11 protein-coding genes are annotated in these 19,849 nt (G+C 65.3%); 4 read left to right on the top strand and 7 right to left on the bottom strand.

Annotated features, from left to right (window positions below; translation table 11 throughout):
- The first annotated feature begins 289 nt into the window (after positions 1-289).
- On the top strand, positions 290-1,243 hold the full coding sequence (locus ACK543_RS12770) for an inositol monophosphatase family protein (protein ID WP_409943220.1): 954 nt from the start codon (positions 290-292) through the stop codon (positions 1,241-1,243).
- Positions 1,244-1,339: 96 nt separating this feature from the next.
- Here the strand turns inward: ACK543_RS12770 and ACK543_RS12775 are convergent, their stop codons facing one another.
- A complete protein-coding gene (locus ACK543_RS12775; RefSeq protein ID WP_409943221.1) occupies positions 1,340-4,000 on the bottom strand; it encodes a putative bifunctional diguanylate cyclase/phosphodiesterase in 2,661 nt (886 codons plus the stop codon).
- A 196-nt stretch (positions 4,001-4,196) separates the two neighbouring features.
- Between ACK543_RS12775 and mutS the strand changes: the two genes are divergently transcribed.
- The 3 genes from mutS to ACK543_RS12790 all read left to right on the top strand — a co-directional run bounded on the left by mutS (position 4,197) and on the right by ACK543_RS12790 (position 8,722).
- Entirely contained in the window at positions 4,197-6,818 is a 2,622-nt protein-coding gene (gene mutS, locus ACK543_RS12780; protein ID WP_409943222.1) for a DNA mismatch repair protein MutS, read from the top strand.
- 220 nt (positions 6,819-7,038) lie between these two features.
- Entirely contained in the window at positions 7,039-7,866 is an 828-nt protein-coding gene (locus ACK543_RS12785) for a peptidase (protein ID WP_409943223.1), read from the top strand.
- A 43-nt stretch (positions 7,867-7,909) separates the two neighbouring features.
- The gene (locus ACK543_RS12790) at positions 7,910-8,722 is read left to right on the top strand and encodes an alpha/beta hydrolase (protein ID WP_409943224.1); all 813 of its coding nucleotides are present in this window, start codon (positions 7,910-7,912) and stop codon (positions 8,720-8,722) included.
- Here the strand turns inward: ACK543_RS12790 and ACK543_RS12795 are convergent.
- The 6 genes from ACK543_RS12795 to ACK543_RS12820 all read right to left on the bottom strand — a co-directional run bounded on the left by ACK543_RS12795 (position 8,719) and on the right by ACK543_RS12820 (position 19,664).
- Complete coding sequence (locus tag ACK543_RS12795) at positions 8,719-9,642, bottom strand: MipA/OmpV family protein (RefSeq protein ID WP_409943225.1); 924 nt, start codon at positions 9,640-9,642, stop codon at positions 8,719-8,721. The genes ACK543_RS12790 and ACK543_RS12795 overlap by 4 nt on opposite strands.
- A 1-nt stretch (position 9,643) precedes the next feature.
- On the bottom strand, positions 9,644-10,468 hold the full coding sequence (locus ACK543_RS12800; protein ID WP_409943226.1) for an undecaprenyl-diphosphate phosphatase: 825 nt from the start codon (positions 10,466-10,468) through the stop codon (positions 9,644-9,646).
- Positions 10,469-10,558: 90 nt separating this feature from the next.
- Positions 10,559-11,992: an efflux transporter outer membrane subunit gene (locus tag ACK543_RS12805; protein WP_409943227.1), complete on the bottom strand. Its 1,434-nt coding sequence runs from the start codon at positions 11,990-11,992 to the stop codon at positions 10,559-10,561.
- A gap of 20 nt (positions 11,993-12,012) precedes the next feature.
- A complete protein-coding gene (locus ACK543_RS12810) occupies positions 12,013-15,204 on the bottom strand; it encodes an efflux RND transporter permease subunit (protein WP_409943228.1) in 3,192 nt (1,063 codons plus the stop codon).
- Entirely contained in the window at positions 15,201-18,305 is a 3,105-nt protein-coding gene (locus ACK543_RS12815) for an efflux RND transporter permease subunit (RefSeq protein ID WP_409943229.1), read from the bottom strand. Before ACK543_RS12815 ends, ACK543_RS12810 begins: the two co-directional genes overlap by 4 nt.
- A gap of 15 nt (positions 18,306-18,320) precedes the next feature.
- Positions 18,321-19,664, bottom strand: a complete 1,344-nt coding sequence (locus ACK543_RS12820) for an efflux RND transporter periplasmic adaptor subunit (protein ID WP_409943230.1) — start codon at positions 19,662-19,664, stop codon at positions 18,321-18,323.
- Positions 19,665-19,849: the final 185 nt, after the last annotated feature.

Below are 19,849 nucleotides of genomic sequence, written 5' to 3' on the forward strand. Positions count from 1 at the left end.
CGGCTGCAAATCGACCGCAGCGGTCCATTTTTAACCGCCTTTTTGCCCCATAGCTCGGCTATGGGGCTGCAAATTCGGCAAAAACTGTCCTCGCTCTCGCCGATTTTCGCTTTCGACGCTCCAAGTCCGACAGGCTCCTAGAGACACAACGGCGGCTAGGTGAGAACGGACGCTGCGGGTAGAATCCTCCCCTCATTGTCACCGCCCGCATCGTCAGGCGTGTTGTTTCGCTCCTGATTTGCATCGCGCCCCGGTCTTTGTTCGGCGCGCTGTCCAACACCACAATCGAATGTCGTCCAACCTGCACCCCATGCTCAACGTGGCCATCAAGGCCGCACGCGCCGCCGGCGCCATCATCAACCGCGCGGCCCTGGACGTGGAATCGGTGCGGATCTCGCAAAAGCAGATCAACGACTTCGTGACCGAAGCGGACCACGCGTCCGAAAAGATCATCATCGAAACGCTGCTGGCGGCCTACCCTGGCCACGGCATCCTGGCTGAAGAGTCGGGCAAGGAATACGGCGCCAAGGATTCCGAATTCGTCTGGATCATCGACCCGCTGGACGGCACCACCAATTTCATCCACGGTTTTCCCGTGTACTGCATCAGCATTGCGCTGGCTGTCAGGGGCAAGGTGGAGCAGGCTGTGGTGTACGACCCGACCCGTAACGATCTCTTTACTGCCACCAAGGGCCGCGGCGCCTACCTGAACGAGCGCCGCATCCGCGTGAGCAAGCGCACGCAGCTCAAGGACTGCCTGATCTCCACCGGCTTTCCCTTCCGCTCGGGCGACAACTTCAAGAGCTACCTGAACATGATGGCCGAGGTCATGCAGCGCACTGCCGGTCTGCGCCGGCCTGGTGCCGCCGCGCTGGACCTGGCCTATGTGGCCGCGGGCTACACCGAAGGGTTTTTTGAAGCTGGCCTGTCCATCTGGGACGTGGCGGCAGGCTCCCTGCTGGTCACCGAGGCGGGTGGCTTGGTAGGCAACTTCACCGGCGAAGCAGACTTCCTGGAGCAACGCGAGTGCCTGGCCGCAAGCCCGCGTATCTATGGTCAGCTGGTGCCCATCCTGGGCAAATACAGCAAGTTTGCGAGCGCAGGCGACAAGGCTGCAGTGCGCCAGGCCACGCAGGCCGACGGTGCCGATGCCGCGCAGCCCCCATCCGGTGCCGAAGACGCAACGCCCGCACAAGCCCCGCAGGCCGCCGCAGCCGCAAAAGACGACAGCGCCCCGTTTTGATCCGGCAGGTCAGCCCTGTGCCGCCATGCCGGAGCAGGCGAGTTTGTCTTTCGGGAATCATGGCTCGTGTTGAGCGATGTCCTAAGTGGCAAGCGCCTACATTGGTGCGGTTTTCGCCTCGTTCGCACCGGCAAACATCGTGTGAACAGGTTCCTGGTGCGGCAGGCGCAGGTACGCTTCAATATCCTGTGCAGGGCCGGGCCGCCCAAACAGGTGGCCCTGGAAACCCTCGCATCCATGCAGCCGCAAGAACGCCAATTGCCCGGTTGTTTCCACTCCTTCGGCGATAACGTCCAGATCCATGCTGCGCGCGAGCGCGAGGATGGTGCGCACGATCGCTGCATCGTTGGGATCGGTCAGCACATCGCGCACAAAGCCCTGGTCGATCTTGACCTGGTCAAGCGGCAAGCGCTTGAGGTAGCTCAGGGATGAATAGCCTGTGCCGAAGTCGTCCAGTGCAAAGCCCACCCCTTCGGACTTGAGCTGTACCATGCGCGCAATGGTGTCTTCAACGTCGCCCAGGAGAAGGCTCTCGGTCAGTTCCAGCTTGAGTTTTTCAGGTGGAACGCCGTGCTCCTTCAGGGTCTCCAGAACCTCGGCCACAAAGCCCGGCTGACGGAACTGGCGCGCGCTGACGTTGACTGCGACCGTCAGGTGCGCGGTGGCTGCGTCCTGGCTCCACTGCATGAGCTGCATGCATGCAGACCGCAATACGAACCGTCCCAACGGGAGGATGAGTCCGGTCTGTTCGGCCAGGGGGATGAAGTCATCCGGTCTGATGATTCCACGCTGCGGGTGCGCCCAGCGCAGCAGTGCCTCAGCCCCCAGCAGCAGCGCATGGTGATTGACCACGGGCTGGTAGTGCACGATCAATTCGCCCCGCGCCAGTCCCTGGCGCAGATCGGCTTCCAGATTGGAACGGGCGTTGACCGCTGCTTGCATGTCCGGATCGAAGAAGCGTTGCGTGTTGCGTCCGGCTGCTTTGGCCTGGTACATCGCCAGGTCAGCGCGCTTGAGCAGTTCATCGACCGAAAGGCGCTCCGCACCAAACAGCGTGATGCCGATGCTGGGCGTGCTGTAGTGCTGTCCACCATCAAGCTCAAAGGGCTGGTTGAGCGAGGCCAGCAGCTTTTCTGCGACCATTTCGGCCTGGTTTGCAGCCCTGCCGGAATCAGGGTCGAGGCAATCGAGCATGACGACGAACTCGTCGCCACCAAAGCGGGCTACCGTGTCGATGGCACGAACACATCCCACCAGCCGGACAGCCACCTGGGCCAGCAGCTGATCGCCCATGTCATGCCCGAGCGTGTCGTTGAGGTCCTTGAAATTGTCCAGGTCGATGAAAAACAGCGCGCCCTGCTGCCGGGTGCGCTGGCAGGCCACCGTCGCTCGTTGCAGGCGGTCGAGCAATAGCCTACGGTTGGGCAGCCCGGTGAGTGCATCGTAGAACGCCAGCCGCTCGATCTCCTGCTCGGCCCGCTTGCGGTCTGTGATGTCCATCGTGAAGCCGTGCGAGACCACGGAACCGTCGATCTCACGGTGCGGAACGGCATTGGTCATGTGCCAGCGCACGCTGCCATCCGGCATGCGCACACGGTACTCGCACTGCCAGGGGACGAGCGAGCGCACCGATGCAAGGGCGGAACGGCGTAACCGCACAAGGTCGTCCGCCACCACACGGCTGATCAGTACGCCGTGGTCGGCAGTGACCTCGTGCGGCTCCACGCCCATGAAGTCGCGTACCGCATCACTGATGTACTGAACGCTGATCGGCTGTCCGGGACGGGAACGGTACTCGTAGATGAAGCCCGGAATACGGCTGGCAATGCGCCGGATGAACAGAAGCTGCTCGCGCAGCTGGTCTGCGGATCGGCGCTCTTCGGTCACGTCCTGCACCACGCCCATCACGGACCGCACGCCCTCGCGGGCCAGCGCACGGCTCACACGCGAACGCATCCACCGGATCTGGCCATCGGGACGCCGCCAACGGTATTCGAGGTCGATCTCGGCACCGGCCTCAACGCCAGAGGCAGCTTCAAACACGTGACGGTCCTCCGGCAGGATGCCGCTGACCGCATGGGCAGGATCGACCCACTCCTGACGCTCGACACCAGCGATTTCGCACAGGCCCGGCGACCACAGCAGAACGGTCTCGCCCGGGTCTTCGATCCGCCGCCAGTGGCCCGTGCGGGCCATGCTTTCCATGGTGTGAAAAACTTCGGTTTGCTCGCGCAGCTCCCGCCGCGCGTCCTCGAGCGCGCGCTCGGCGGCGGCCAGCGATGCGCGCAATGTTTCAGCTTCGGTAACGTCGCGCACTGCGACCACGATAGAGTCTTTGGTGATGCGTCGTGCAGAGAGGTCCCAGGCCAGCAAGAGGCGGCCCGGCTCCCTGGCCACCTGCCGGCACTCCAGGGGCGCCCCCACACGCACCACCCCCATCAGCTGGTCAAGCAACGGCGTGTGCGCCAGCGAATCGAAGACCTCGGCGGCATCCACCCCCGCATTGCGCACCGCGCCCAAGCCCGGCATACGGCGCGCCGCGGCATTGGCGGCCAGCAGCATCAGTCTGCCGTGCTGCAACCTGAACTCCACCAGCGCCACAGGCACAGCATCCATCAAAGCCTGCAGGCGCTCTCGCGCCACGGGCTCCACCGGTGCTTCACTAAAGAGCGCCAGGACGTCGGTCGGCAGCTTGGTCGGAATCACGGTCTCCTCAAAGCCTGTGGAACCGGAAGGAAGGTTGGCACGCTGGGGCATGGTCCGGCAATCGGTGACGTTGCTGCAGCATAAAGCCAAACGTATGTCAAAACGTAACAAAACAAAAAGATATTCCAAATTCAGGGCAAACCCTGATGCCGGTCACTTCCCGCAACGCCACCGAGCTGGCCCAGACGGCACTGGTTGAACTGCTAAAGTGGGGCGCTCATTGTTGCCCCCTCTGCCTCGCCCGCACATGCCGGACACGCCTGACCACCACACCCCCATGATGCAGCAGTACCTGGACCTGAAGGCCGGGTACCCCGAGACGCTCGTCCTGTACCGCATGGGCGACTTCTACGAGCTGTTCTATGCCGATGCAGAAAAGGCGGCGCGGCTACTGGACATCACGCTCACGCAGCGCGGGCAGTCGGGCGGGCAGCCGGTGGTCATGGCCGGGGTGCCTTTCCACGCGCTGGAGAACTACCTGTCGCGGCTCATCAAAATGGGCGAGTCGGTGGCCATTGCCGAACAGGTGGGCGAAGTCGGCGCGACCAAGGGGCCGGTGGAGCGCAAGGTCGTGCGCGTGGTCACACCGGGCACGCTGACGGACGCCGAGCTGCTGTCCGACAAGTCCGAGTCGATGTTGCTGGCCGTGCACCAAGGGCCGCGCGCGCGCTGCGGCCTGGCCTGGCTGAGTGTGACGCAGGGACGCATCCACCTGGCCGAATGCGCGCAGGATGAACTGGGCCACTGGCTGGCCCGCGTTACGCCCAGCGAAATCCTCTACAGCGCGGGCGTGACCGAGCGTTTTGAGCAGCAGTTGCAGGCGTTGCGCCAGAGCGCAGCATTTGCGTGCCCGATGACATTGCGGCCCGACTGGCAGTTTGACAGCGCCCTGGGCGAGCGCAAGCTGCTGGAGCAGTTGGGCGCGGCCAGCCTGCAGGCCTGGGGCGCGCAGGGCCTGGGCGAGGCGCATGCCGCCGCCGCAGGCCTGCTGGCCTATGCCGAACACACCCAGGGCCGCAGCCTCACGCATGTGCACAGCGTGCAGGTGCAGCGCGGCGATGACCTGATGGACCTGCCCGCCACCACGCGGCGCAATCTGGAACTGGTCAAGACCCTGCGTGGTGAGGATGCGCCCACTGTGTTCTCGCTGCTGGACACCTGCATGACCGGCATGGGCAGCCGCCTGCTCAAAACCTGGCTTCTGGAGCCCCGGCGGGATCGCAGCGAGGCGCGCCAGCGCCTGTCGGCGACCACGGCCTTGCGCGGCGCGGGCGGTGCGGGTGGCGGATCGGGGCCCTGGGCCACGCTGCGGGCGCAGCTCAAGGGCGTGAGCGATGTGGAGCGCATCACCGCCCGCATCGCGTTGCGCCAGGTGCGGCCACGCGAACTTGTCGCGCTGTGCAAAACGCTACAAAAATCAGAGCTATTGGCGCTTTCAGGACAGGCGCAAGAGCCGTATTTGATTCAAATTTTTAGCCACCTGCACCCCCCCGAGGCTTGCACCGCACTGCTGTGTGCTGCCATTGCCGAGGAGCCCGCGGCACTGGTGCGCGACGGCGGCGTGATCGCCAGCGGCTTTGACACCGAGCTGGACGAGCTGCGTGCCATCCAGACCCACTGCGACAGCTTCCTGCTGGACCTGGAAACGCGCGAAAAAGCCCGCACCGGCATTCCCAACCTGCGGGTGCAGTTCAACAAGGTGCACGGTTTTTACATCGAGGTGACCAGCAGCCACCTGGACCGCGTGCCCGACGACTACCGCCGCCGTCAGACGCTCAAGAACGCCGAGCGCTTCATCACGCCCGAGCTCAAGGCCTTTGAAGACCGGGCGCTCTCCGCCAGCGAACGGGCGCTGGCGCGCGAGAAGTGGCTGTATGAGCAGATTCTGGACCAGCTCCAGCCCCACATTGCAGCACTGACCCGCCTGGCCCAGGCACTGGCCACGCTGGATGTGCTGTGCGCGCTGGCCGAGCGCTCGCTCACGCTCAACTGGTGCGCGCCGCACTTTGTGTCCGAGCCGTGCATTGACATCGAAGGCGGCCGCCACCCGGTGGTGCAAGCGCGTCTGGCCGAAACCTCCAGCACCGCCTTCATCGCCAACCACACGCGCCTGAACGCCAACACGCGCATGCAGATCATCACCGGCCCCAACATGGGCGGCAAATCCACCTACATGCGACAGGTGGCGCTGATCGTGCTGCTGGCCAGCATCGGCAGCCATGTGCCGGCTACCAGCTGCCGACTGGGTCCGATGGATGCCATCCACACGCGCATCGGCGCGGCGGACGACCTGGCCAATGCACAGTCCACCTTCATGCTGGAAATGACCGAGGCGGCGCAGATCCTGCACGCCGCCACGCCCCACAGCCTGGTGCTGATGGACGAGATCGGCCGCGGCACCAGCACCTTTGATGGACTGGCGCTCGCCAGCGGCATCGCCACGCACCTGCACGACAAGACCCGCGCCTTCACGCTGTTTGCCACGCACTATTTCGAGCTGACCGAGTTGCCGGCCCGCGCGCGCCATGCGGTCAACATGCATGTGAGCGCGGCCGAGGCTGGCAGCGACATCGTGTTTTTGCACGAGATCCAGCCCGGCCCGGCCAGCCGCAGCTACGGCATCCAGGTGGCCAAGCTGGCAGGCATGCCATCGCCCGTGCTGCACCATGCGCGCCACACGCTGGCTGCGTTGCAGGAGCGCGCGGGCGAGGAGGACCTGCAGGTGGACCTTTTCGCTGCCCCCGCTGCCCCGACAGACACGGGCGCCAGCGCAGCCGAAGCAGCCCTGGCCGCGCTGAACCCGGATTCCATGAGCCCGCGCGAAGCGCTGGATGCGCTCTACCAGCTCAAGAAGCTGGCGGCACGGTAGGTGCCGACCTGACCTGCAGTTGCCATGGGGGCAGCCCCTTCCAGCCCACACGGAAAAAGGCCCTCAATCAGCCATTCGCGCCTGATCCATAATGCTCGGACGCTATCAAATTTGATGCCTTGTTCCGGCGGGATAACACCGTGTTCCCTGGCGGACACATCCCCTGCACAGGGGCGACTACACTCGCGTCTCTTTTTCCAACATCTACGCACCCCCGTACATGACGTACTGCGTCGCTATCAAACTCAACGCCGGGCTGGTCTTCCTGTCCGACTCCCGCACCAACGCCGGTCTGGACCAGATCAGCTCGTTCCGGAAAATGATGGTCTATGAGAAGGCCGGCGATCGATTCATGGTGCTGCTGTCAGCAGGCAATCTGTCGATATCGCAGTCCGTGCGCGAAATCCTGCAGACCGAGCAGCTCAAGGACGGCGACACCGGCGAAAGCCTGACCATCTGGAACGCCAAGAGCATGTTCGATGCGGCGCGCGTGCTGGGCGCAGCCGTGCGCCATGTGCACGAGCGGGACGGTACGGCCCTCAAGCGCGCGGGCGTGGACTTCAATGTGTCGATGGTGTTCGGCGGCCAGATCAAGGGCGAAGGCATGCGCCTGTTCCAGGTCTACTCGGCGGGTAACTTCATCGAGGCCACCTCCGAGACGCCCTACTTCCAGGTGGGCGAATCCAAATACGGCAAGCCCGTGCTCGACCGCGTGCTCACGCCCGATACACCCCTGGACGAAGCCGCCAAGTGTGCCCTGGTGTCCATGGACAGCACGCTCAAATCCAACCTGTCGGTGGGCCTGCCGCTCGATCTGGTGGTGTACGAGGTGGACCGCTTTTCGACCGGGAAGATCGTCTGCATTGACGAAAACAATCCGTACTTCCGGATGCTGCACGACAGCTGGGGCCACAAGCTGCGCCAGGTGTTCGACAGCATTGAAGATCCCGCCTGGGACGGCGGCACCACCAACGTGCCGATCATGGTGAACCCCGCTCGCAGCAAGCCCATCAAGAAAATCACCAACCACCTGGACAAGCTCATCTGAAGCACGCCAGGCGCTGCGGGCGCCGCCTCACGCCGCCCTCCTCATGCTCCCCATCGTTTTCTCGCACGCCAACAGCTTTCCGGCCAGCACCTACCGCCTGCTTTTCAGCCACCTGAAGGGGCGCGGGTTCGAGGTATCCGCAGTGGACCGCTTTGGTCACGACCCGCGCTACCCTGTCTCCAACAACTGGCCTCACCTGGTGCAGCAACTGGCGGACTTTGCCAGCGCACAGGTGCAGCGTCTGGGCGAACCCGTGTTTCTGGTGGGCCACTCGCTGGGCGGGTTCCTCAGCGTGATGGCGGCGGCGCGCCATCCGCAACTGGCGCGCGGCGTGCTGATGATTGACTCGCCCTTGATCGGCGGATGGAAGGCCAACGCGCTGGGCATGGCCAAGCGCACCCAGGTGGTGGGCTCGATGTCGCCGGGCAAAGTGAGCCGCCAGCGGCGCTACAGCTGGGACAGCCACGAAGAAGCGCTGGAGCACTTTCGCCGCAAGAAGTCATTTGCCCGCTGGCACCCCCAGGTGCTGGACGACTACATCACCCACGGGCTGGAGGATCACGATGGAAAACGGGTGCTGGCATTCGACCGTGCGGTGGAAACAGCCATTTACAACACCCTGCCGCACAACCTGGGACGCCTGCTCGCAGCCCACCCGCTGCAGTGCCCGGCAGCGTTTATCGGCGGGCTTGATTCCCAGGAAATGAAGCGGGTGGGCATGGCGATGACGCTGCGCGTCACCCAGGGCCGCACCATGATGCTCGACGGCAGCCACCTGTTCCCGATGGAAACACCCGTTGCCACGGCGGCAGCCATCGAGGCCGCGCTGCTCAACCTCGAATCGCTGCGCGGCTAACGGCAGCAGCGGTAGGCCAGCCCCAGCGACACCGAATAGCCTGAAGGCGCCATCGTCAGAGGGCTGCGTCGCGCATCCCCGCGCAACTGTGAGGCCCTGACGGCTGCCAGCACCACCCACTGGCGGTTGAGGGCGGTCATGACCTCGACACCCCCATCCACGCTGTACAAACCTGCGCCAGGAGCGAATGCAGGCAGCGCGCCCACACCACCTGCGGGCACGCCGAAATGCGAGCGCAGATAGGTACGGTCGGCAAAACTGGCTCCAGCGCTGAAAAAAACGCGGGTGTCCTGCGTCAGAGGCCATGTGTAACCCAGCGAGGTCAACATCTGCGCCCCGCCCCCGCGCCCCAAAACATCCTGCGACAGCCCTGCCCCCACTATCCAGCGCGGCGTGAGTGCATACCCCGCACTCAAACGCCCGCGCAGCGTGGCGCGCACCGGCGGAAGCCCGGTCAGGATGGGCGCAGCAGAATCGTCGCGGCCCCGGTCCACGCGCAGCGATGCACTCAGGTTGAACCGATCACTGCGCGCCAGGATAGCGCTGGCACCTGGCTCGACCGGGCGAAGACCATGCCCCAGAAAAGCGCTACCCCGACCACTGCTCACACGAAAGCGACCGTGCTCAATGGCCCAGGCAAGGCTGAGCCCCGACTTGCGGCGGTCCCCACCGGCATAGTCGGGGCCGTGGGTCACCAGCAGCCCCAGCGCGTAGTGAAAGGCGGCAGGCGAACCTGCCGGTGTGCTTGCCGCGCCTTCACCAAGCGGAGCGTCTGTCGTGGACGGGTCAGTGGCAGCGGGCACCGCCTGCGAAGCGTGTGCGCGTGATGACAGGCACCAGGCCCCAACAATCAGCAGTCCGGCCAGCGTGAGGCTGGCCCTGGAGAGCCTGTACATCCACCGGGCTTGCACTTTGAACATGTCACGCGGCCCAGTGAATCCAACCCGCCCATGCCGTCACCAGCACCACAACGCCGAAAACAATTCGGTAGTAGGCAAACGGCACAAAGCTGTGCGTGCTGATGTAGCTCAGCAGCCAGCGCACGCACCACCACGCGCTCAGAAACGAAAACACCAGCCCCGTGGCAAACAGGGGGATATCGGCGACCGACAAAAGCGCGCGTTCCTTGAAGAGGCTGTAGGCACCGGCCCCGATGAGGGTCGGCATAGCCAGGAAGAAGGAGTAATCGGTCGCAGCCTTGCGCGACAAGCCCAGCAGCATCCCGCCAATGATCGTAGCGCCGCTGCGACTGGTGCCCGGCACCATGGCCAGGCACTGCACCAGCCCCACCTTGAGGGCATCCAAAGGCGTCATTTCGTCCACGCTGTGCACACGCGTATGCCCGGGGGAGCGCCGCTCAGCCCACAAAATGATGAATCCACCGATGATGAAGGTACTGGCCACCACAACGGGCGTGAACAGATGCGCCTTGATCGCTTTGCCCAGCAGCAGCCCCAGCACCATGGCCGGAAGAAAACCGATGAACACATTCAGTGCAAACCGCTGCGCCTGACGATCGGTGGGCAGCGCCACCAGCGTTTCGCGGATTCTTTGCCAATACACCAGGATGACCGCAAAAATGGCTCCGGTCTGGATGGCGATGTCAAACACCTTGGCCTTGCCATCATCAAAACCCAGCAACGCCCCGGCAAGGATCAGGTGCCCGGTGGATGAAATGGGCAAAAATTCGGTCAAGCCCTCAACGACCCCCATGATGGCGGCCTTCACCAGCAACACAACGTCCACGCAAGCTCCTTGGAATCAACCGCCGGATTATCCGCTGGCGGGCAGCCCGCTCATCCGCCCGCCACCATGACCATCCAGGGCCTGTGCATGCTATTTTTGCCAGTCCGAATGCCACCCACCGCCCAGGGCCTGCACCAGCGCCACCACAGCCAGTTGGCGGTTGACCCGCCATTGCAGCAGTGCCCGCTGTGACGCCAGGGCCGAGGCCTGGGCTGCCACGACCTCCGAATAGCTCACCTGCCCGGCACGGTAGCGGTTGAGCTGCTGTTGGGCGGCCCGTTCAGCGGCCGCCACCGCTTCGCGGCGCAACGGCTCCTGGTCTTGCAGGGCGCGGAGTGCGGCCAGCTGATCCTCCACACCCTGAAAGGCTTCCAGCACCGTCTGCCGGTAGCGCGCCACACGCGCCTCGCGCGCGGCCTGGGCCTGCTGCACGCGCGCCGTTGTGGCACCGGCGTCAAAAAGCGTCTGCGCCACCGAAAGCCCCAGCGACCACACGCTCGTTGATGCGCGCAGCACGTCGGCCAGACTGCTCCCGCCGGTGCCCAGGGACGCGCCCAGGTTGATGCTCGGGAAGTATGCAGACTGCTGAACGCCCACCTGTGCATCGGCAGCGGCCACGGCACGCTCGGCCGACGCGATGTCAGGACGGCGTTGCAGCAGGGCAGAAGGCACCGTCGCAGGCACAGCGGGCACGCTGGCCGACCACGAGGCCACCGGAGCCAGCGCAAACCCGGCCGGGGCCTGCCCCGTGAGAACGGCGATCGCATGCTCCAGGCGGGAACGGCTTTGGCGCACCGAGACCAGCTCTGCCTGGGCATTGACCAGCTGGGTGCGCGCCTGCAGCACGTCGGTTTCGGCGACCACGCCAGCGGCATAACGGTTGCGTGCAATCTGCAGATTGCGCTCGTAGCCCTGCACGGTGGCGGCCAGCAAGGCCAGCTCTTCGTCCGCTTCGCGCAACTGGAAATAGGCCGACGCCAGCGCGCCTGCCGCAGACAGGCGTGCGGAGGCCAGATCGGCTTGACTGGCCTGCGCGCTGGCCTGGGCGCTGCTGACGCTGCCGGCCAGCCGCCCCCAGAAATCGGGCTCCCAGTCTGCGGTCAGCGTCGCTTGCGCGCTGTTGCCGGGGCGGCTCGCGCCGTCCCCCCCAACGCGGGATGCGCCGCCCGACAGTCGGGCACCAGGCAGCAGTCCGGCTTGGCCCTGGCGCACCACAGCCTGGGCCTGGCGGTATGCCGCCACGGCCGCTGCAATGTTCTGGTTGGACAACTGCACCTGGGCGGCAAGGCGGTTGAGCTCCTCATCGCCAAACATCTCCCACCACGGGCCGCGGTCCAGCGCATCGGCCGGGGCGGCTGGAATCCAGGTGGCAGGAGCCTCCTTGAACGCACCGGGAACCGTGATGGAAGGCGGGCTGTACGCAGGCGGGGTCGAGCAGCCCCCCAGCACCGCCCCCATGGCGGCCACGATGACAGCGCGTGTGGCCGTACGAAGCCCGGCCCGCGCAAGGGCAGAAACAGTCATGGAATGGTGAATGGGTGGGTTCATGCAGTGGCCCTGTCTTCATCGCCCCCGGCGGCGCGGCTCAGATGGCGCTCGTCGGTCGTGCGCGAGCGCAGGCGATCCAGCAGCACATAGACCACGGGCGTTGTCAGCAGCGTCAGCAACTGGCTGGCCACCAGGCCGCCGATGATGGCGATGCCCAGCGGCTGGCGCAGCTCCGACCCTTGCCCGAAGCCGATGGCCAGCGGAAGCGCGCCCAGCGCGGCGGCCAGCGTGGTCATCAGGATAGGACGAAAACGCAGCATGCAGGCCTCTCGCACGGCCTGCAGCGCCGTCAAGCCGCGCGCGCGCTCGGCGTCCAGGGCAAAGTCGATGATCATGATCGCGTTTTTCTTGACGATGCCGATGAGCAGGAACACGCCGATCAGGGCAATGATGGTGAACTGCATGTCAAACAGCATCAGGGCCAGCACCGCACCCACGCCCGCCGAAGGCAGCGTGGTCAGCACCGTGATGGGATGGATAAGGCTCTCGTACAGCACCCCGAGCACGATGTAGATCACCACAATGGCCGTGAGGATCAGGAAGGTCTGCTGGCTCTGCGATTGCTGGGCACTGAGCGCCGTGCCCTGAAAACTGCCGCGCACGTTGATCGGCATGGCGATGTCAGCCTCGGCCTGTTCAATCACGGCCCGCGCCTGCTGCAGCGAGGTGCCAGGGTCGATGTTGAAAGAAATGGTGGTCGCCAGCTCGCCATCCTGGTGGCTGATGGACGTGGGCGATGCGCGTTCCACCACGCGCGCAAGGTCGCTCAGCGGCACCATGGTGGAAGGTGCCGTGCTGAGCACGTTGCCCAAAGAAGCACCGCGCTGCGCCGGATTGGCTGTGCTGCCCACGGCCCCGGTCGGATTAGCGGGCACATACACATCCTTGAGGGCGGGCGGCCCGCGCGAATACTCGGGGCCCCACTCCAGAATGACTGCGTACTGGTTGAGCTCGCTGTAGATGGTGGAGACCGAGCGTTGCCCGAACGCGTTGTAGAGCGCGTTGTCGATGGCCTGCGAGCTGACGCCCAGGCGCGAGGCGCTTGCGCGGTCCACTTCCACATAGGTCTCCACGCCGTTTTCGGCCTGGTCCGTGTCCACGTCCTGCAGCAGCGGTTCGACCTTGAGGCGGTCGCTCAGCCGGGTGGCCCACAGCTTGAGGTCCGCCAGGTTGTCGCTCTTGAGCGTGTACTGGTAGGTCGAATTGCTGGATCGCCCGCCCATGCGCAGGTCCTGCACCGGGTTGAGGAACACGCGCAGGCCGGCAATCTGGTTGAGCTGCGGACGCAGCCGGGCAATCACAGCGGCCGTGCTGTCGGTGCGCTGATTGAAGGGCTTGAGGTTGACGAACATGAACCCGCCCCCCGCGCGGCTGCCGCCTGCAAAGCCCACCACGGTATCGACCGCCGGATCCTTGCGGATGATGTCCACCGCCTGTCGCAGCTTGCGCGCCAGCGCCTCGCTGGAGATGCTTTGGTCGGCGCGCAGTCCGGCATTGAGCTGGCCATTGTCCTGCTCCGGGAAATAGCCTTTGGGAATCTTGGCAAACAGGTAAACGTTCATGCCAATCACCACCAGCAGGATGGCCACCACAAACCACTTGCAGGCCAGCGCCCAGTCCAGGCTGTGCGCGTAACCGCGCAGCACGGCCTGGTAGCCGCGTTCGATCCAGCGCGCAATGCGGCCGGGCGGCTTGTCGCGGACGGGATCGTGCGCGCGCAGCAGCAGCGCACACATCATGGGCGTGGTGGTCAGCGAGATGACCAGCGAGATCATCACCGCCGCCGACAGCGTGACTGCAAACTCGCGAAACAGTCGGCCCACCTGCCCGTCCATGAACAGCAGCGGAATAAACACTGCCACCAGCGACAGGCTGATGGAAAGAACCGTGAACCCCACCTCGCGCGCGCCCAGCAGCGCCGCCTGCACCCGGTCCATGCCGGCCTCGACATGCCGTGCTGTGTTTTCCAGCACCACGATGGCATCGTCCACCACAAAGCCCGTCGCCACCGTCAATGCCATCAGGCTCAGGTTGTTCAGACTGAAGCCCAGGAAGTACATCACCGCAAACGTGCCCAGCAGAGAAACCACGGTAGCCACCGCGGGAATCACCGTGGCCCGGGCCTTGCGCAGAAAGACGCCCACGACCAGCACCACCAGTGCGATGGAGACCATCAGCGTGAACTCCACTTCATGCAGGGATGAGCGGATGGAATTGGTACGGTCCGAGGCCACCGCGATCTTGATGTCCTGCGGCAGCTGCGCCTGCAGGTCGGGCAGCAGCGCGCGCACGGAATCGACGGTCTTGATGATGTTGGCATCGGGCTGGCGCGTGACCAGCACAACGATGGCGGGGTCGCCATTGAACAGCCCCACGGTGCGACGGTTTTCCACCCCGTCCACCACGCGCGCCACGTCGCCCAAGCGCACTGCGGCATTGTTGCGCCAGGCAATCACCAGCGACTCGTACTCCGCCGCTTTGCGCGCAGGCGCGGGGGTGTAGATCTGCAAACGGCGGCCATCGCCTTCGATGGCACCCTTGGGCCGGTTGGCGTTGGCCGCCTGGATGGCTGCACGCACATCTTCGCTGCTGATGCCGTAGCGGTTGAGCGCAAACGGCAGCAGTTCCACCCGCACCGCCGGGAGCGAACCGCCGCCAATTTCCACGTCACCAACGCCCTCTACCTGCGAGAGCCTTTGGCTTACCACGTTGGACACTGCGTCATAGATCTCGCCGGGCGTGCGCGTCTCGGAGGTGAGGGCCAGGATGATGACGGGCGAGGCCGCCGAATTGCGCTTGCGATAGGTGGGGTTGCTGCGCAGCGTGGCGGGCAGATCCACACGGGCGCCGTTGATGGCCGCCTGCACCTCCCGCGCGGCAGCATTTATGTTGCGGCTCAGCTCGAACTGCAGGCTCACCCGGGTCGAGCCGTTGGAACTCGTCGAGGTCATCTCGTTGACGCCCGCGATCAAGCCCAGGCGCCGCTCCAGCGGCGTGGCCACACTCGACGCCATAGTGTCGGGGCTGGCCCCCGGGAGGGTGGCCGACACCGTGATGGCCGGATAGTCCACCTGCGGCAGCGGCGACACGGGCAGCGCAAAAAACGCCGCAATACCTGCCAGCGCCACCCCGATGGTCAGCAACACCGTCGCGACTGGTCTCTGAACAAAGGGGCGCGAAAGATTCACGCAGCCTCCCCGGGTACCACCGGTGGCGCCGAATTGCCGCGCCCGGTCAAGCGCCGGCCCATGCGGTCAAACGCCAGGTAGATGACGGGCGTGGTGAACAGTGTGAGCATCTGGCTGAGGATGAGCCCACCAAAGATGGCAAGCCCCAGCGGGCGCCGCAACTCGGCCCCTTCACCCCAGCCCAGCATCAGTGGCAGCGCCGCAAACAGTGCCGCCAGCGTGGTCATCAGAATGGGCCGAAAGCGCAAAAGCGCCGCCTGGTGAATGGCCTCGGTCGGTGCCATGCCCTGCTGGCGTTCCGCATCAATGGCAAAGTCAATCATCATGATGGCGTTCTTCTTGACGATGCCGATCAGCAGAATGATGCCGATGATGCCAATGACCCCAAGATCGTTGCCGGAGGCCATCAGCGCCAGCAGCGCCCCCACACCGGCAGAAGGCAGGGTCGAAAGAATGGTCACGGGGTGGATGTAGCTCTCATACAGCACCCCGAGCACGATGTACACGCAGATCATGGCCGCCAGGATGAGCCACAACTGGCTCGTCAAGGACTTCTCGTAGGCGCCTGCGGCCCCCAGGAACTCCATGGACAAGCCCTGCGGCATGCCGATCGCCTGGGCGGCCTCGCGCACGGCATCCACCGCGCTACCCAGCGATGCGCCCGGCGCTTTGTCAAAACCCAGAGTGGCGGCCGGGTACTGGGCCACACGAGTCACCTGCAGCGGCGCCAGCTGTTCCCGGATGGTGGCCACCGCAGACAGCGGCGCGGGCTTGCCAGTGCCCGTGCGCAACTGCAGCGTACCGAGCTCTTCAGGGCTGCTCAGGCCCTCCTGCTGGGCTTCGAGAATGACGCGGTACTGGTTGGTCTCTGTGAAGATGGTTGAAACGATGCGCTGGCCGAACGCGCTGTAGAGCGTATCGTCCACCGCGCTGGCGGAAATCGACAGGCGGGACGCCGTATTGCGGTCGATATCCACAAAGGCCGAGAGGCCCTGCGCTCCCGCGTCGGTGGTGGCGTTGCGCACGCGGGGGTCGCCCTGGAGCTGCTCTACCAGCTTGCGCGTCCAGCTACCCACCAACGCCGAGTCGACACCGCCGATCGACACCCGGTATTCGGTGGGGCCGGTCTCCGCGTCGATGGTGAGATCCTGTGTGGGCTGCAGGTACATCGTGACGCCCGCCACGGCCCGCACGCGATCGCGCAGGCGCTGCATGATCGCTTCCTGGCTGTCGCGCTGCGGCTTGAGATTGATGAGCATGCGGCCCGCATTGAGCATGGTGTTGTTGGCTGCATCCACACCAACAAACGAGCTGAGCGATTGCACGTCGGGATCCTGCAGGATGGCACGGGCAGCCGCCTGCTGCAGTTCACTCATGCGGGCATACGAGACATCCTGCGCGGCCTCCAGCCGCGCCTGAAGCTGGCCCGTGTCCTGCGTCGGAAACAGCCCCTTCGGAATCAGCACATACAACAGCGCCGTCAGCCCCAGCGTGAGCACCGCCACCACCAGTGTGGCCCCCTGGTGGCGCAGCACCCAGCGCAACCAGCGGTCATAGACTGCAATCACGCGCTCAAAGCCGCTGTGGATGCGTCCGGCAAGCCCAGTGCGGCCGCCCTGGGGCTCGGCGCGCAACCAGCGCGCCGACATCATGGGTACCAGCGTGAGCGACACCACCGCCGAAATCAGGATGGTGATGGCCAGCGTGACGGCAAATTCACGGAACAGCCGCCCGACCACATCGCTCATGAACAGCAGGGGGATCAGCACCGCAATCAGGGACACCGTGAGCGAAATGATGGTAAAGCCAATCTGCGTGGCCCCCTGAAGTGCCGCCCTGAACGGCGGCTCGCCCTTTTCGAGATGGCGGGCGATGTTCTCGATCATCACGATCGCATCGTCCACCACAAAGCCGGTCGCAATGGTCAGTGCCATCAGGCTGAGGTTGTTCAGGCTGTAGCCCAGCAGGTACATCACCCCGCAGGTGCCAATGAGCGAAATGGGGACGGCCAGGCTCGCAATGATGGTGGCCCGCAGGCTGTGAAGGAAGAAAAAGATGACCAGCACCACCATCAGCACGGCCAGGGCCAGCTCCATCTGCACATGCAGCAGGGCCGCGCGGATGCCGGTGGTACGGTCTGACAGCACCTCCGTCTTGAGCGATGCCGGCAGGCTGGCCTTGAGCTCGGGCAGCTGCTTTTTGATGCTGTCAACCGTGGCGATCACGTTGGCGCCCGGCTGGCGCTGCACATTCAAAATGATGGCGGGCGTCTGGTTGGCCCACGCGCCCACCCGGTTGTTCTCGGGGGCGTCCACCACGCGCGCCACCTCCATCATGCGTACCGGCGCGCCGTTACGCCACGCAACGATGAGGTTGCGGTAATCATCCACCGTGACCAACTGGTCGTTGGCGTTGATGGTGTAGGAGCGCTGCGGGCCATCAAAACTGCCCTTGGCGCTGTTGGCGTTGGAAGACGTGATGGCGACGCGCAAGGTATCCAGCCCGATGCCGTACGACGCCAGTGCCTTGGTGTCGGCCTGGATGCGCACGGCGGGCCGATGGCCACCCGCCAACGTGACGAGCCCCACGCCGGTCACCTGGCTGATCTTCTGGGCCAGCCGGGTGTTGACCAGGTTTTGCACCTCGGTCAGCGGCAGCGTGTCGGAGCTGATGGCCAGGGTCATCACCGGGGCGTCTGCCGGATTGACCTTGGCATAGACCGGCGGCGCGGGCAGATCCGCAGGCAGCAGGGACGCGCCCGCATTGATGGCCGCCTGCACTTCCTGCTCGGCCACGTCGATGGCAAGCCCCAGACTGAACTGCAAGGTGATGATCGACACGCCGGCCGCGCTTGACGATGCCATGCGCTCCAGCCCCGACATCTGGCCAAACTGGCGCTCCAGGGGCGCGCTGACGGTGCGGCTCATCACCTCCGGGCTGGCGCCGGGGTACAGGGTCTGCACCTGGATGGTGGGGTAGTCCACCTCAGGCAGCGCCGACAGCGGCAGAAACCGCAAGCCCAGCAGCCCGGCCAGCACAATGGCCAGCATCAGCAGGGCAGTGGCTACCGGCCTTTCAATGAACGGACGCGAAGGGCTCATGGCGGCGGCCTGGCATCAAGGCGTCTGGGGCGGGCGCTGGCGTCGCTGCACCGCCTCGCCATCAGCGCCGGGCTGAGCGGCGGAGGCTGCGCCACGCGGTGCGCTGGCAGCCCCCCGGGGGCCGCTGGCGCCACTGCGGGGCCCGCGCGCGCCGGAGGCCCCAGACCATTGCACTGCCATGCCATCCTGCAGCCGGTCGCCGCCCTCGGTGACTACGCGCTCGCCCTCCTTGAGGCCTTCAGTGATGGCCATCAGCCCCACGGTGGCCTGTCCGCGCACCACCTTGCGCAGCGACACATTGCGGTCCTCGTTGATCACGTACACATAGTCGCCATTGGCGCCGGTGCGTACGGCGCTCACCGGCACCACCACGGCAGAGACCTTGCGCAGCAGCAACTGCACATTGACGAACTGGTTTGGAAACAGCGCCCCCTGGGCATTTTCGAATCGCGCCTTAGCCCGGACGGTGCCCGTGGCCGTGTCCACCTGGTTGTCCAGCGTGGAAAAGCGCCCTTTGTCCAGCTCGGTCTTGCGGGTGCGGTCCAGGGCCGTCACCACCAGGCCCGGCGACGCGGCCTGCGCGGCGCGGATGTCGCCCACGCGGTCCTGCGACACCGAAAACTGCACGTCGATGGGCTGAACCTGGGTGATGGTGGCCAGCCCCGTGGCATCGCCCGTGGTGACGTAGTTGCCAGCATCCACGCTGCGCAGCCCGATGCGGCCCGATGCGGGCGCAACAATCCGGGTGTAGCCCAGGTTGAGCCGGGCCGTGCCCTCCAGGGCGCGGTCGGTCATCACCGTGCCCTCCAGCTGGCGGACCAGGGCGGCCTGGGTATCCACCTCCTGCCGCGCGATGGAATCTTGCGCCAGCAAGGTGCGATAGCGCTCCAGCGTCAGGCGGGCGTTTTCCAGCTGTGCTTCATCCCGCTGGCGCGTGCCCTGGGCCTGCAGCAGTGCCTGCTCGAACGGCCGGGGGTCAATCTGCGCCAAAAGCTGCCCCTTTTTAACCATCTGCCCCTCGGTGAACAGCACATCGGTCAACAAGCCTGCCACCTGCGGGCGTACCGTGACCATCGAGGCCGGTATCACGGTGCCCAGCGCATCGATCAGCACCGGCAGCTCGGCGCGTCGGGCCACGGCATCGCCCACAGTGACCATGGGCCGTCCGCCACCGGGTCGCGCAGGAGCCTCGTCCCCGCCTTGATCTGCCCGCTGCACCAGATACCAGGCTCCGGCACCGGCCAGTGCCAACAGCACGAGCGCGATCAGCGTGCCCACCCAGCGGGAGCGCCGGGGTTTCGCTCCGGGGTCGGCAGGTGGGGATTGGGGCGCGGGCGCAGAGGCTTCTTGCGAATTCATGGCGGTATGTCTGGGGGCACTAGGAGCCTGTCGGACTTGGAAATCGTCGGCTGTAAATCGACCGCAGCGGTCCATTTTTAACCGCCTTTTTGCCCCATAGCTCGGCTATGGGGCTGCAAATTCGGCAAAAACTGTCCTCGCTGGGGCCGATTTTCGCTTTCGACGCTCCAAGTCCGACAGGCTCC

The sequence above is a fragment of the Acidovorax sp. genome (assembly GCF_046341535.1).
Classification (GTDB): Bacteria; Pseudomonadota; Gammaproteobacteria; order Burkholderiales; family Burkholderiaceae_C; genus Acidovorax.

Excerpts from the sequence above, each read along its gene's own strand:
- ACK543_RS12770 (WP_409943220.1), top strand. The coding sequence starts at position 290 with ATGTCGTCCAACCTGCACCCCATGCTCAACGTGGCCATCAAGGCCGCA.
- ACK543_RS12775 (WP_409943221.1), bottom strand. The coding sequence starts at position 4,000 with ATGCCCCAGCGTGCCAACCTTCCTTCCGGTTCCACAGGCTTTGAGGAG.
- mutS (WP_409943222.1), top strand. The coding sequence starts at position 4,197 with ATGCCGGACACGCCTGACCACCACACCCCCATGATGCAGCAGTACCTG.
- ACK543_RS12785 (WP_409943223.1), top strand. The coding sequence starts at position 7,039 with ATGACGTACTGCGTCGCTATCAAACTCAACGCCGGGCTGGTCTTCCTG.
- ACK543_RS12790 (WP_409943224.1), top strand. The coding sequence starts at position 7,910 with ATGCTCCCCATCGTTTTCTCGCACGCCAACAGCTTTCCGGCCAGCACC.
- ACK543_RS12795 (WP_409943225.1), bottom strand. The coding sequence starts at position 9,642 with ATGTTCAAAGTGCAAGCCCGGTGGATGTACAGGCTCTCCAGGGCCAGC.
- ACK543_RS12805 (WP_409943227.1), bottom strand. The coding sequence starts at position 11,992 with ATGACTGTTTCTGCCCTTGCGCGGGCCGGGCTTCGTACGGCCACACGC.
- ACK543_RS12815 (WP_409943229.1), bottom strand. The coding sequence starts at position 18,305 with ATGAGCCCTTCGCGTCCGTTCATTGAAAGGCCGGTAGCCACTGCCCTG.
- ACK543_RS12820 (WP_409943230.1), bottom strand. The coding sequence starts at position 19,664 with ATGAATTCGCAAGAAGCCTCTGCGCCCGCGCCCCAATCCCCACCTGCC.